This window comes from Paraburkholderia sp., from assembly GCF_026225065.1.
Taxonomy (GTDB): domain Bacteria; phylum Pseudomonadota; class Gammaproteobacteria; order Burkholderiales; family Burkholderiaceae; genus Paraburkholderia.
Map to the genome: position 1 here is coordinate 1 of NZ_JAMFSB010000240.1, position 12,662 is coordinate 12,662.

At 60.1% G+C, this 12,662-nt stretch carries 13 protein-coding genes; 7 read left to right on the forward strand and 6 right to left on the reverse strand.

Going from position 1 to position 12,662, the window contains the following annotated elements:
* On the forward strand, positions 1-806 hold an 806-nt coding region (locus tag M0954_RS17570; RefSeq protein ID WP_297354577.1), incomplete at its 5' end, for an FAD-binding oxidoreductase.
* Here the strand turns inward: M0954_RS17570 and M0954_RS17575 are convergent.
* On the reverse strand, positions 747-1,517 hold the full coding sequence (locus M0954_RS17575; RefSeq protein ID WP_123388292.1) for a CerR family C-terminal domain-containing protein: 771 nt from the start codon (positions 1,515-1,517) through the stop codon (positions 747-749). The two genes, M0954_RS17570 and M0954_RS17575, sit on opposite strands and share 60 nt — an antisense overlap.
* A gap of 105 nt (positions 1,518-1,622) precedes the next feature.
* Between M0954_RS17575 and M0954_RS17580 the strand changes: the two genes are divergently transcribed.
* From M0954_RS17580 to M0954_RS17595, 4 genes are all read left to right on the forward strand, one after another.
* Positions 1,623-2,744, forward strand: a complete 1,122-nt coding sequence (locus M0954_RS17580) for an HlyD family secretion protein (RefSeq protein WP_122158065.1) — start codon at positions 1,623-1,625, stop codon at positions 2,742-2,744.
* 109 nt (positions 2,745-2,853) lie between these two features.
* Positions 2,854-4,365 (forward strand): MDR family MFS transporter, encoded by a 1,512-nt coding sequence (locus M0954_RS17585; protein WP_297354590.1) that lies wholly within the window; start codon positions 2,854-2,856, stop codon positions 4,363-4,365.
* Positions 4,366-4,372: 7 nt separating this feature from the next.
* Positions 4,373-5,836 carry an efflux transporter outer membrane subunit gene (locus M0954_RS17590; protein WP_297354579.1) on the forward strand — a complete coding sequence of 488 codons (1,464 nt, stop codon included), beginning with the start codon at positions 4,373-4,375 and terminating at the stop codon, positions 5,834-5,836.
* Between the two features lie 86 nt (positions 5,837-5,922).
* A complete protein-coding gene (locus M0954_RS17595) occupies positions 5,923-6,471 on the forward strand; it encodes a glutathione peroxidase (RefSeq protein ID WP_297354581.1) in 549 nt (182 codons plus the stop codon).
* 24 nt (positions 6,472-6,495) lie between these two features.
* Here the strand turns inward: M0954_RS17595 and M0954_RS17600 are convergent, their stop codons facing one another.
* Positions 6,496-6,750 (reverse strand): H-NS family nucleoid-associated regulatory protein, encoded by a 255-nt coding sequence (locus M0954_RS17600; protein ID WP_122158068.1) that lies wholly within the window; start codon positions 6,748-6,750, stop codon positions 6,496-6,498.
* Between the two features lie 41 nt (positions 6,751-6,791).
* A complete protein-coding gene (locus M0954_RS17605) occupies positions 6,792-7,031 on the reverse strand; it encodes a hypothetical protein (protein WP_122158069.1) in 240 nt (79 codons plus the stop codon).
* Positions 7,032-7,514: 483 nt separating this feature from the next.
* On the opposite strand from M0954_RS17605, the gene M0954_RS17610 reads away from it, so the two are divergent.
* Positions 7,515-8,321: an alpha/beta hydrolase gene (locus tag M0954_RS17610; protein WP_297354592.1), complete on the forward strand. Its 807-nt coding sequence runs from the start codon at positions 7,515-7,517 to the stop codon at positions 8,319-8,321.
* Positions 8,322-8,423: 102 nt separating this feature from the next.
* Positions 8,424-9,239, forward strand: a complete 816-nt coding sequence (locus tag M0954_RS17615; protein ID WP_297354583.1) for an AraC family transcriptional regulator — start codon at positions 8,424-8,426, stop codon at positions 9,237-9,239.
* A gap of 25 nt (positions 9,240-9,264) precedes the next feature.
* Here the strand turns inward: M0954_RS17615 and M0954_RS17620 are convergent, their stop codons facing one another.
* The 3 genes from M0954_RS17620 to M0954_RS17630 all read right to left on the reverse strand — a co-directional run bounded on the left by M0954_RS17620 (position 9,265) and on the right by M0954_RS17630 (position 11,869).
* Positions 9,265-9,858 (reverse strand): LysE family translocator, encoded by a 594-nt coding sequence (locus M0954_RS17620; protein ID WP_123388289.1) that lies wholly within the window; start codon positions 9,856-9,858, stop codon positions 9,265-9,267.
* A gap of 131 nt (positions 9,859-9,989) precedes the next feature.
* A complete protein-coding gene (locus tag M0954_RS17625; RefSeq protein ID WP_297354585.1) occupies positions 9,990-10,589 on the reverse strand; it encodes a glutathione S-transferase family protein in 600 nt (199 codons plus the stop codon).
* Positions 10,590-10,774: 185 nt separating this feature from the next.
* Positions 10,775-11,869: a porin gene (locus M0954_RS17630; RefSeq protein WP_297354587.1), complete on the reverse strand. Its 1,095-nt coding sequence runs from the start codon at positions 11,867-11,869 to the stop codon at positions 10,775-10,777.
* Positions 11,870-12,662 lie beyond the last annotated feature (793 nt).

The following is a 12,662-nucleotide window of genomic DNA, read 5'->3' on the forward strand; positions in this document are numbered from 1 at the left end:
AGGCGCAGGGCTTTACTCATGAGAAGATCATCGACCGCGCGACCGTCCACGAACTGGAACCCGCGCTCGCGCCACATGTGACCGGCGCGATCTGGGTCGAGCGCGACGGTTATGCGTTGCCGTACCGCGCGACCATGGCGTTTCGCCACGCAGCGCAGGCACGTGGAGCGACCTTTCATGAAGGCACTTCGGTTAAGCGGATCGAGCAGCGCGGCACGCGCTGGTACGCACAGACACCCGCAGGCGTCTTTTCAGCGGAACATCTGGTGATCACAGCGGGGGCGTGGTCAGGTGAGTTTGCGCGGCAAGTGGGCGAACCAGTGCCGGTGCATCCGGAAGGACTAATGCTGATGGTGACGCATCGCGTCGCGCCATTCTGCCGTGCGACGCTGGGCGCGACGGGCCGACCCCTGTCGTTCAAGCAGTTTGACAATGGTACGGTCGTGATTGGCGGCAAGCTGATCGGGATCGCCGATTTGCCGGGACGTCATGGCGAAGTGGACTTCGCGCGTCTCGTGAGAAGCGCGCATACCGTGATCGACCTGTTTCCGCATCTGCATCACCTCGGCATCAATCGCGCGTGGGCCGGGGTGGAAGCTTTTACCGAGGATTCGTTGCCGGTGATTTCACCGAGCCGCAAGGCGTCGAATCTGACTTACTCGTTCGGATATTGCGGCAGCGGTTTTCAGCTTGGCCCCGGTTGCGGCAAGCTGGTTTCAGAGCTGGTGCTGGACGGAGTTCCGTCGTTACCGCTGGACGCGTTTACTATTGATCGCTTTGACGCTGCCCACCTTCGGCGTATCTGAAGCTTGCCTGTCTCTCAATGCGATCATGCTTCGCATGAGTGTGACCGTCTGCTCCTTGATGATGCGCATCAGTGTCGCCAGCCTGGTTGCGTCGACGGCGTCCCACCCCAGCACTCTCAGCGACTTGCGGCCGTGGATGTGAAACGCGACGACCGGTCCGTTGAGCGTCAGCGTGCGAATCAGCGTTTCTTCATCGTCTGCTGGGCGTCCGAGCAAGCGTCCGACGATCGTCGCGCTGAGATTGGTCAGGCGGCAACTGATCTTCTTGTCGATCAGCTCGAATCCCGATGACGGACCGTGACCGGCTTGCTCGCGCGCCATGAACATGCGCCAGTCGTCGGATTCGGCCGAGGTGAACATGAACTGGGCAAGGCTCGCCTGGATCGCGCAGAACGCCTCGATCAGCCTGTCGTCGTCGACATTGTTCTCCAACGCGGTCTCGGCCGACTCGACGGGTTCGAGGATGTGTGCCCAGACCCGCGAGACGATGTGCTCGATGCACGCCAGGTAGACCCCTTCCTTATTGTCGAAGTAATAGCCGATCGCTGGTGCGTTGACACCCGCGCGCTCGGCGATGTCGCGCGTCGAGGCGCCGTCGAAGCCATGTTCGCCGAACAGGGCAAGCGCCGCGTCGACGATGCGCGCGCGGGTTTCTTCGCCGCGCTGGTAGCCGCCATCGATTGCATGGCGATGTCTCGGGGCAGGGGACATCCGTTGGATCCTCAGAAGCTTTTGTAAGTGAAGCAAAAATATATCAATTGACAGAAATGTGCCAACTGGAATAATTATATCAATTGGAAAAAATTTGGAGCTGTCATGTCGGCCACCCTTCCCGTCAACGAAGCTGGAGCGGCATCCACTCGCCGCTCCCCCACACGCCGGCTGCTCATGGCGGCCGGGCTGATCGCCCTGATCGCCGCGGCCGTCTGGGGCGCGCGCTGGTGGACGGTGGGACGCTTTATCCAGGGCACGGACGACGCCTACCTGCAAGCCGATAGTATGACTGTTGCACCTAAGGTGTCGGGGTACGTGGCCGAAGTGTTGGTTGGCGACAACCAGACCGTCGCGGTCGGACAGCCGCTCGTGCGGCTCGACAGCCGCCAGTACGAAGCGGCGCTGGAACAGTCGAACGCCACCGTGGCCGCGCGCCGCGCCGACATCGTGCGTGGCGAGGCCGAGCTGATGCAGCAACAGGCGAGCATCGGCGAGGCGCGGGCGCAGCTCGACGGCGCGGTGTCGAACGAGGCGCACGCGCTCGCCCAGGTCAAGCGCTACGAACCGCTTGCCGCGACGGGAGCGGAGACCGAAGAACGCGTGGCCGATCTGCGCAACACGGCTCGCCAGGCTACCGCCACGCGCGCCGCGGACGCCGCAGCGCTGCAAGTCGCCGAGCGCCAGGTCGCTAATCTGCAGGCGCAGATCCAGCAGGCCCATGCGCAACTTGACGCGGCCGTCGCTTCCACGCAACAGTCGCAACTCGACGAGCAGGACACCGTGCTACGCAGCACGATCGCCGGCCGCGTCGGCGACCGCACGGTGCGCATCGGCCAGTATGTGCAGCCCGGCACGCGTCTGATGACCATCGTGCCGGTGCAGGACGTGTATCTGACGGCCAATTTCAAGGAAACGCAGATCGGCCTGATGCGGGTTGGCCAGCCGGCGACGATCCGGGTCGACGCGTTACCCGGCGAAGACCTGCACGGCACTGTGGATAGCTTCTCGCCCGGGACAGGTTCGCAGTTCGCGTTGCTGCCCGCGCAGAACGCAACCGGCAACTTCACGAAGATCGTGCAGCGTGTGCCGGTGAAGATCCACATCGCGGCCGGTCCTGAAACGCGCAAGGTGTTGCTGCCGGGTCTCTCGGTGAACGTGGACGTGGACACGCGCGGCGCCCGCGATACCGCCGAGCGCATGGAACGGGAAAACGGGCGTGGCTAACTCCAGCACTCCGGCAAGCGTGCCGGGCAGCGCAGCAACTGCGACCGGGGCTCCGTCTTCCGCGCAACCGGCGCATCCGCCCAATGCCACCGCTTCTGACTGGATCGCCGTGGCAGCCGGCGCGCTCGGTGCGTTGATGGCGACGCTCGACATTTCGATCACGAATTCGGCGCTGCCACAGATTCAAGGGCAAATCGGCGCGACCGGCACGGAAGGCACGTGGATTTCGACCGGCTACCTGATGTCTGAAATCGTGATGATCCCGCTTGCCGCGTGGCTCACGCGCGTGTTCGGACTGCGAAATTTTCTGCTTGGTACCGCGACACTCTTCACGCTGTTCTCGGTCATGTGCGGCATTTCGCACAGCCTGCCGCAGATGATCGCGGGCCGGATCGGCCAGGGCTTTGTGGGTGGCGCGATGATTCCGACCGCGCAGACGATTGTGGCGACGCGTCTGCCGCGTCATCAGATGCCGATCGGCATGACCATGTTCGGCTTGATCGTGCTGCTAGGGCCGTTGCTCGGTCCAGTGGTGGGCGGCTGGCTTGCGGAGAATATCGACTGGAGCTGGTGCTTCTTCGTCAACGTTCCGGTGGGCGGCGCACTGGTTGTGCTGCTGTTTCTGGGGCTTAAGACCGCTCGCACCGACTGGTCGCAGTTCATCAAGGCCGATTGGCTCGGCATTGTTGGGCTGGCCGCGGGGCTCAGTTCGCTGACCGTCGTGCTCGAGGAAGGGCAGCGCGAGCGCTGGTTCGAATCGTCGATGATCGTCTGGCTGAGCATTGTGTCAGTGGTGGGCATCTTGCTGCTGGTGGTGGCGCAGGTCGTGGCGAAGAAGCCCATCGTGCGGCTGACGTTGCTGAAGAATACGCGCTACGCGAGCGTCATTTTCATCGTGTTCACGGTGGGCGCGGGTCTTTACTGCGTGTCGTATCTGCTGCCGCAGTTCCTGAGCAACGTATCGGGCTACAACGCTGAGCAGTCGGGCGGGGTGATGCTGATCTCCGGCGTGCCCGCGTTTCTGCTGATGCCGGTGCTACCTCGTCTGATGGGCCGCGTCGATACGCGACTGATGGTGATCGCCGGGCTCTGCTGCTTTGCCGCGAGCTGCATGCTCGACATTTCGCTCACCGCACAAAGCGTCGGCCATGACTTCACTTGGTCGCAACTGCTGCGCGGCGTGGGCCAGGTGCTGGCGATGATGCCGCTCAACCAGGCGTCGATGGCGGCCGTGCCGCGCGAGGAAGCCGGTGACGCTGCAGGCCTTTACAACATGGCGCGTAACCTGGGCGGTTCGGTCGGACTCGCATTGCTGGGTACCTTCATCGACCGCCGCAACACGTTCCACGAAGATGTGATCCGCGATTCTTTAAGCGCGAATTCGCTGATCGGGCAGGACCACCTCACGGCTAGCGCTGCCAGTTTCTTTGCGCAGAGCGGCGACATGGCCTACGCGAAGCTTCAGGCAATCGGCCAGCTTACCGTGCAGATGCAGGTGCAGGCAGTGGTCATTACCTATTCCGAAACCTTCTACGTACTCGGCGTGGCACTTCTGCTGTGCATTCCCCTCGCATTCTTTCTGAAGAAGCCGGCTGCCGGCGCGCCGTCGGCAGGACACTAAAAACAATATGAAGTCACTCAACTCTGCTCTCTGTTTCGGCCCGCTTCCTGTGGCGGCTGCGCTGGCGCTGGCCGGCTGCACGGTGGGGCCGGACTACCACGGCGCGCCGCAGGCCGCACCGGTCGCCGCGCAGGCGACCTCGTTCAACCGGGCGCCGCAGGGCACCGTGTCGACGGCGCCCGTGGCCGCGCAATGGTGGCTCGCGCTCGATGACGCGCAACTGAACGCATTGATCGATACGGCGCTCAAAAACAGTCCCGATCTGCATGCCGCCGAGGCCCGCGTACGCGAGGCGCGCGCCGGTCTCTCAGCGCAGCAACGCAACGAATTGCCCAAGGTTCAGGGTAGCGCAGCGTATTTGCGCACGCCCACCCCTGATCTGTCGTCGCTCGAAGGCGGGCAGAGTTCGTCCTCGAGCTCGAGCAGTAGCGGACCGATCAGTTTTTATCTCGCGGGCTTCGACGCCAGCTGGGAGATCGACCTTTTCGGCGGTATGCGGCGGGCGATCGAAGCGGCGTCAGCGGAGGCGGACGCCTCGCAGGCCGATCTCGCCGATGCGCATGTGCAGCTCGCAGCCGAGGTCGCGCAGGCGTATGTCGGCTTGCGCGACGAGCAGCAGCGCATGAGCATTGCGCACGAATCCGCCGAGCTTGAAACGCGCGTTCTGACGCTGACCGAACAGCGTCGTGCGCGCGGTGTGGCCTCGGATCTCGATGTGGAACGGATCCGCTCGCAGGTCGAAAATACCCAGGCGAGCATCATCCCGCTCGACGCCCAGGTGGCCGAGTCGCTCGACGAGCTGGCCGTGCTCACGGGCCGCGAGCCCGGTGCGCTGGATGCTGAACTGTCGGCGCAGAAGCCGCTTCCCACGTTGCCGGCGACGGTGGCGGTGGGCGACCCAGGGCGTCTGTTGCGTCAGCGTCCCGACATCCGTGCGGCCGAGCGGCGGCTTGCCTCGCAGAATGCGCAGATCGGCGAGCACGAAGCGGACTGGTTTCCGAAGGTCACGCTATTCGGCGACCTGAGCTTTAGCGCGTCCGAACCCGGTCATCTGTTTCGCAAGAGCAGTTACACGTGGGTCGCCGCGCCTTACCTGCAATGGAATGCATTCGATTTTGGCCGCGTCAAGGCGAGCGTCGACCAGGCGAAGGCCGGGCGCGACGAGGCCGAGGCGAAATACGAGAGCACGGTGCTGGGCGCACTGAAGGATGCAGACGTGGCGCTCTCGCGCTACGGCCACGAGCGCGACAATGCCGTGAGCCTTCGCGAGGTGGAAGACTCCGCTACGCACGCCGCGGTGTTGACCGAACAGCGCTATCGCGCGGGCACGACCACGGCGCTTGACTGGCTCGATACCGAGCGAACCCGTTATTCGGCGGAGCAGAACCGCATTCAGAGCGAAGCGCAGTTAATCAAGGATTACGTGGCCTTGCAAAAGAGTCTTGGCCTGGGGTGGCAAACACCCGGATAGGCACCGCCGGCAGCAAACGCAGAACTCCGTTAGTCTTCTGTTTCGCCCACGTTATTTTTTACCCACCGGGCGGCAATGGAGGATTTATGGCACTTGCGTTACACGACATTCCCCTGAAAGCGATCGACGGTCAGGACGGCAGCCTCGCCGACTACCGTGGCAAAGTCTTGCTCGTCGTCAATGTCGCTTCCAAATGTGGTCTCACGCCGCAGTACAGCGGACTGGAAAGTCTGTATCAGGCGAAGCGCGCCAACGGTCTCGAAGTGTTGGGCTTTCCGGCTAACAACTTCAAAGGCCAGGAGCCCGGCAGCAATGATGAGATCGCCTCATTCTGCTCCACGCAGTATGACGTGCACTTCCCGCTCTTCTCGAAGATCTCCGTGCTTGGCGATGACCAGCACCCGCTCTACGCCGCGCTGACCGAAAAGCAGCCGGTTGCGACCGGTGACGGCCCGTTTCGGGAAAAGCTGAAAGGCTACGGCGTGAATCCCGAGAATCAGGCAGACGTGCTGTGGAATTTCGAAAAGTTTCTGATCAACCGCAACGGCGACGTAGTGGGGCGCTTTGCCCCTGACGTCACAGCTGACGACCCGCGTCTGCTGGCGGCCATTGACGCCGAACTGACGAAGCACTAAATCCGGCGGTGTGATCCAGGCGTTCTAGCTGCAGCGGAAGTGTTCGATGCTTTGGCCGGCCGCTACGGCCCGCTGCAGCCATTCCGGCAGATCGCCGCTACCGTTCCAGGTATTCCCCCAGGCGTCCCGGTAGGCCACCGCCTGTTCGCTTTTCTGGTCGGATTCGAGAGACTCCGCGAGCGCCGGCAGCGTAATGCCGAATTCTTCCATGCGATGGCGAATCCAGCGGATCAGACGTTCGCGCGCTTCGCCATCAAGTCGTTCAATCGTCGTAGACATGGTTTCTGATAAGCCAGGAAACGAAAGCGAGCGGGACAGTATCAATTGGTCCGCTTCGGTTGCGTGACGATCTTGACCACCGCCGAGTCGAAGAAATCCTGAGCCTCTGCGAGTTCGTCCAGTGCCTGCTCGAGCTGGCGAAGCGCCAGGGAGTGCTCGATGTGCCGGTTCTGCGGCACGTCTTCACCTCTGACCACGCGAAAGGCAATATCTACTTGCCTGGTTGCACGAACGAATCGTTCGGCAGCATTTGCTTCACGTGAGTGCGCATGGGTCGACATAATAAACCTCCACTCTTTAAATCGAACTTCAAATTAAACAGGATGATTGACCGCAGGGGCATGGCGCAGGGACGTTACTCAGGGGCGTCGTATTCTGGTCAGGTTCTCTACGTTCGAAATCAGGTATTGCGTGATGACGCGATGGTTAGCGCGCTTGTCTTGGTTTACAAATGGAAGCAAATAGTGTGGCAGTCCCAGGCAACCTGCAGATGGTGTTAATTACACCACTTTAATTGACGGTACGCCAGGAGAAAAGCCTCGGAACGGCGGCCGGTTTACATAGCTTGCCAGGAACCGCGTCCGCGCGCCAGGGGAATGTTGTTAAATATCACACTGGGGTGTTAACTTCTTTGGATCGGTGTTAACTTGTTCAGTTCCATCCGCGGGATTCAGCGAGTCGTATTTCCGCGCGATTGGCTGGGTGCGATGTTGCTGTTCGTCGGTTATTCTTCCATCAGTTACGCCTATACAGGTAAAAGCGCCATGGAATCGTACGACGACGAACTCGAAAATTTTGCTGCCCATGGCACACCTCGGCTGCCTGCGGCAAGCGATCAAGGATTTGTGGACCATGACGATGCGCGAATCGCGTACTCGACCTACGGGACCGGCACGCCGGTGATTCTGCTGCATGGTGGCCTGGGCCATAGCGGTAACTGGGCCTGGCAGGTGCCTGCGCTGGTTGACTCGGGATATCGCGCCGTGTTGATCGACAGTCGTGGTCATGGCCGCAGTACGCGTGATGCGCGTCCCTATTCCTATGAGTTGATGGCGTCCGACGTGCTTGCCGTCATGGACGTCCTGCAACTGGAAAAAGCCGCCATAGTGGGCTGGAGCGACGGCGCGTGTACTGCGTTGATCCTCGGCGCCAAAGCCCCTGAGCGTGTTGCTGGCGTTTTCTTCTTTGGCTGCAACATGGACCCCAGCGGCACGAAGGAATTCGTTATGACGCCGGTCATCGAGCGGTGCTTCGGACGCCATGCTGCGGACTATGCTCAATTGTCGGCCACGCCGGATCAGTTCGAGGCCTTTGTGGGCGCCGTCGGCGAAATGATGAAAACCCAGCCAAATTACTCCGCAAGCGACCTGGCGAAGATTCAAGTGCCAGTCGTCATCGTGCAAAGCGAGCATGATGAATTCATCAAGGCAGAGCATGCGGAGTACCTGGCTCGCAGTATTCCGCGGGCCGAGTTGATCGTGATACCGGGCGTAAGCCATTTTGCACCGCTGCAAAGGCCCGGACAGTTCAACGACGTGATGCTCGATTTTCTTGGCAGGGTTCCGGCCTGACGTAACGTGGCGCTCTGTGGCATGCTGGACGGATCGCGCCTTGCCGCGCCGCATACCAGGTTTAAACAAACGCTGATCATGAAAAGCAGTCCGAACTCACCGATGAAGGAGCCTACGGTCCAGACCTTCTGGCGCGATGAAGCGCTGCCGTTTATCGAAGCGCGTTCGGTCGAAGACGGGCGCAAGGTGTGCTATGGCAAACATTCTCACGAAACGTTTTCGATTGGCGCAGTTACAGGCGGCCGCAGCACTTATCTGAATGGCAAGGTGGTGGAGCGTGCCGGGCCGGGGTCGGTGGTGGTCATCAACCCGGAAGTCGTCCACGCGTGCAATCCAGACGGCGATCAACCCTGGTCTTACCGCATGCTTTATGTAGATGCTGTATGGCTGGGCAAGCTTCAGTGCGACCTCGGTGTTGGTCAGAGCGCCGAGTTCCGTCCATTTTCATCTACGCTGACCACGCAGGCGGGTCTCTATGGCGGATTGAACGGTTTGTATGCAGCGCTAACCGATGAAGATTCGGATATTTTGCAAAAGCATAGCGCCGCCATCGATTTCTTTTCCGAGCTGTATCGCGCGCTGACTCCTGCGCCGGTTTCGACAGGTAGCGTCAACCTCAAACTCGCGCGCGCGGCCCAATACATCAGGGAGAATTGCGTTCAATCGCTGCGTCTGGATGAAATTTGCGCAGCGGCGGACCTCTCTGCTTCCTATCTGATTCGAGCGTTCAAGGAACGCTACGGCATGACGCCTCACGCGTACCTGGTCAATTGCCGCATCGAATATAGCCGCACACAACTCAAACGCGGGCGCGCGATCGCCGAGGTGGCCGTTGAAGCTGGCTTTGCCGATCAAGCCCATCTGCAGCGGGCGTTCAGGAAATTCGTTGCGGCTACCCCGGGTCAGTACAGAGGTTGAGCGCGGCGCGCGTCGCCCATGCTTTTCAGGCTACGAGCAGGTAGATGGCGCTAGCGACCAGTAGTAGCGCCATGATGCGATTGAATAGCCGTACCCGGGCAGGGTCGCGCAGATGCTGCCGCAGAAACGACCCCGCGTAGGCCCAGCAAGCGATGGATGCATAGCAGATCACGAAGTAAAGCGCGGTGAACTGCCAGATCAATGCCCGGTCTCCGTTGGCCGCATAGGCGCCCATGCTCGCAATGGAGGCTAGCCATGCTTTCGGATTGAGCCATTGCATTGCGGCGCCAGACATCGCGGACGGCCCTCGGGCTGCCTTGGGCCGGTCGGCACCCATCTTCCCATCGTCGATGGCCAGCTTATACGCCATGAAGAATAGAAACGCCACGCCCGCCCATTGGATGATTTTTGTCAGCCACGGCCAATGATCGAGCACGTCACGAAGCCCCAAGCCTATCAGCAAGAGCAGCAGCGTAAAGCCGACCGTCGCGCCGGTCACATGCCGCATGCTTGCTGCCAGTCCATAGTGGGCGCTGGTGCTGAGAGCGACGATATTGACCGGCCCAGGTGAAATTGATGCAGCGAGTGCGAACGCTGCCATGGAAAGAAAGATGCTCATGGGTCCCCTTGATACATTCGGTCTGAAGGCTCAAAGGTATCGGGGGACGGGGGATGCGTATTGAAGAAAACTACCCTTTGGTGATTTTGTTGAGCGGATCGGCTGGATAAGTCAGTCGAGCGAGCTTAAGCCTAAGGCAGCTTGACGGCCTGTTGAAATGCCGGACGGGCGCAGCAGCGGTCTAGCCAGTTCATAAGGTGCGGCCGCTTCTCTCGTTCGAAACGCCGCACCATGCTGATGACGCTGGCGACGTTCAGATCAGCTACCGAGAACGCGGCTCCGACGAGCCATTCGGATCCCACGAGCGCCAATTCCAGACGGTCCAGCGGAGCTTGCATTTCGGCAGCGGATGATGCAGCCAGTGAGGCATCGCGTGCGGCCTCGGGCAGCCAATAGGTGTGAGACGCCCACTGCGTATAAGCGGACTCGATCACAGTCGCAACCCAAAGCGTCCATTGGGAGACTAACGCCTGGTCTTTGATGCCTTCGGGCCAAAGCATGCCGGCCCTCTGTGCGAGATACAGGTTGATGGCAAGCGATTCCGCGAGGACGAGCCCATCGTCCGAGATCGAGGGAATGGTGCCGGCTGGGTTGATCAGGCGATACTGTGCGCTCTGCCGACAGTCTCGCCAGTCGAGCGGATCATGTTTAAACGCGAGACCAAGCTCGCTTGCCATCCAGAGAACGCGGAGCGCGCGCGAGCGGCTGGTGCCGAAAATGGTAAGTGGCATGTGTCTTAGTATGCGACATGAATCGAGTTGATCGGTTGATGTCAGTATCGCATTGCACAGTCTGTTACCCAATAAAGACTTCTACGAGGAGGTTTCGTCGAAGGTAGTAGACGACAAACCTCCAGTGACAACGGCCGCGATCGCATCAGCGCGACCGCGGTCATCATTCCCGGTAAGCCCCGAGCTTAGAAGTGTGTGTGCAGGCCGATGCGGACAACGGCCTGACTCGGGCTGTCCGATTCATCGCCTGAATCGTTCATGCCGTTGATTTGCGCATCCGCTCCCGAATTGGCCCGTTGATAGACGCCAAGCAGGTACACGTCCGTGCGCTTGGAGAGCGCATAGTCGACGATGCCCGCGATCTGGTGAGCGTGGCTATTGTCGACGGTTTCATTGCCTTTCATGTACATGTACGAGGCCCCTGCGCTCAAAGCGGGTGTGAAGTTATAGTGCAGGCCGAATGAGCCTTCGTACACCGCGCCACCATTGGCGGAGTTGTGGACCGTCGTGAACAACGCGTTTGTCACCCAGCCACCGAAACGGTAGTGCGTGCCCAATCCCCAGTTACGCACACTGACCTGCGGCGATCCCGCTGTGTAGTACTTGATGTCGGTATAAGCCGCGTTGGCACCGAACGATCCGGCAGCATAGTTGAGCGCGAAGCTCGTGGAATTGCCCGCGCCGATCGACCCTGCCACGCCGCCAAAACCGTACATCGCACCGGCGCTGAAACCTTCAAAAACCGGTGAGACATACTTGACCGAATTCGTTACGCGTTCGCCGGCCATGCGGTCCCAGTCGAACGCACCGGTCGCATTGCTAGGTAAGTCGAGCTTCGTGAAAGGGCCCGCGCGGAAGTCGTAAAAATGCCCCGAGAGTTCCGCCGGATCATCGCCTGCAGAAAACAGCGAGTCAGTCATGAAGTCGTACTGGTTCCCGACGGTGACCTTACCGAACTTGTCGTTCACCAGCCCGACAAACGAAGTCCGGCTAAACAGGCTCGAATTCGGCATGAACGCGCCGCTGTCGATCTGGAACTGGTCGACCAGCTCGAAGATGGCCTTGGTACCGCCGCCGAGGTCCTCAACGCCGCGGAAACCCCAAAGATTCGGTCCGTTGACGCCGTCGTCCATCTTGACGTTTCGCTTGCCGGATTCGTTGCTGACGTAGGTAACACCGGTATCGACCATGCCGAACAGCGTGACGCTGCTCTGCGCGTGTGCCGCCGTCGTCGCGCAGGCAGCGGCGAGGATGGCCAACGTTGTCTGTTTCTTTTTCATGCTTGAAGATCTCCTTGCGTGCTCTTAGTACTACAGATCGAATAAAATATTTCTTTATCTTTCTTGGGGAAAGCCGGTGAAAGGTCACTTTCTGGGTGACAAAGCGGATCGCGAATCGTCTCAGGAGGCGGGCCGGTGAAGATCTCTTAGCGTGAAGAAAAAAGGCTATCGCGCAGGTAGGCGACGACGGTCTCGAGGACTCGCCATTGATGTGCCGGCTTCCTGCGAGCGTCGATGAACGCCGTGATGTCGATGAGTCCCGCAGCTAACATACGCATCCCCGAAATACTTTTCCGTAGTCGATTCAATCGAACACGAATCATGATTTTGTTAGGACGCGAAGATATCGAAAACCTATCACGATCGGAAGGTGCGGGTTAACCAGATTCGAAGCACGAATACAGACTCGCGATCGCCTTCGTGCTATGAATTGATGCGACAGATATGGCCTAAAGCGCCGTTGCGATAAGGACTTGTGGCGGCGCCAGAGATCGAGGTGAAACAGAGATTCTGAAGATGGGTGATGAGGTAGCGATAAGCAGACAAGATATTAAAGAAAAGAGATCGCAACCTTGCCTGCTTTGATGAGGAAGGTGCAATTTTTGGTAAGGATTTTATCCGAAATTATATTAGGTATCCACAATGGTTCTGGCATGTTAGTTCACGACATCAAGCCAGACGCAAGTGGTCGACCGTTCGATAATTGCCGGACTCATCTGGGAGCGACCATTCCCCTGGTGCGCAGCGGTCGTTAGCTGCCGGCGTCCGTTGGCGGAGCGGAGACGATCGTAAT

Coding starts and splice junctions, on each gene's coding strand:
- M0954_RS17575 (WP_123388292.1), bottom strand. CDS start 1,517: ATGTCCCCTGCCCCGAGACATCGCCATGCAATCGATGGCGGCTACCAG.
- M0954_RS17580 (WP_122158065.1), top strand. CDS start 1,623: ATGTCGGCCACCCTTCCCGTCAACGAAGCTGGAGCGGCATCCACTCGC.
- M0954_RS17590 (WP_297354579.1), top strand. CDS start 4,373: ATGAAGTCACTCAACTCTGCTCTCTGTTTCGGCCCGCTTCCTGTGGCG.
- M0954_RS17595 (WP_297354581.1), top strand. CDS start 5,923: ATGGCACTTGCGTTACACGACATTCCCCTGAAAGCGATCGACGGTCAG.
- M0954_RS17600 (WP_122158068.1), bottom strand. CDS start 6,750: ATGTCTACGACGATTGAACGACTTGATGGCGAAGCGCGCGAACGTCTG.
- M0954_RS17605 (WP_122158069.1), bottom strand. CDS start 7,031: ATGTCGACCCATGCGCACTCACGTGAAGCAAATGCTGCCGAACGATTC.
- M0954_RS17610 (WP_297354592.1), top strand. CDS start 7,515: ATGGAATCGTACGACGACGAACTCGAAAATTTTGCTGCCCATGGCACA.
- M0954_RS17615 (WP_297354583.1), top strand. CDS start 8,424: ATGAAGGAGCCTACGGTCCAGACCTTCTGGCGCGATGAAGCGCTGCCG.
- M0954_RS17620 (WP_123388289.1), bottom strand. CDS start 9,858: ATGAGCATCTTTCTTTCCATGGCAGCGTTCGCACTCGCTGCATCAATT.
- M0954_RS17625 (WP_297354585.1), bottom strand. CDS start 10,589: ATGCCACTTACCATTTTCGGCACCAGCCGCTCGCGCGCGCTCCGCGTT.
- M0954_RS17630 (WP_297354587.1), bottom strand. CDS start 11,869: ATGAAAAAGAAACAGACAACGTTGGCCATCCTCGCCGCTGCCTGCGCG.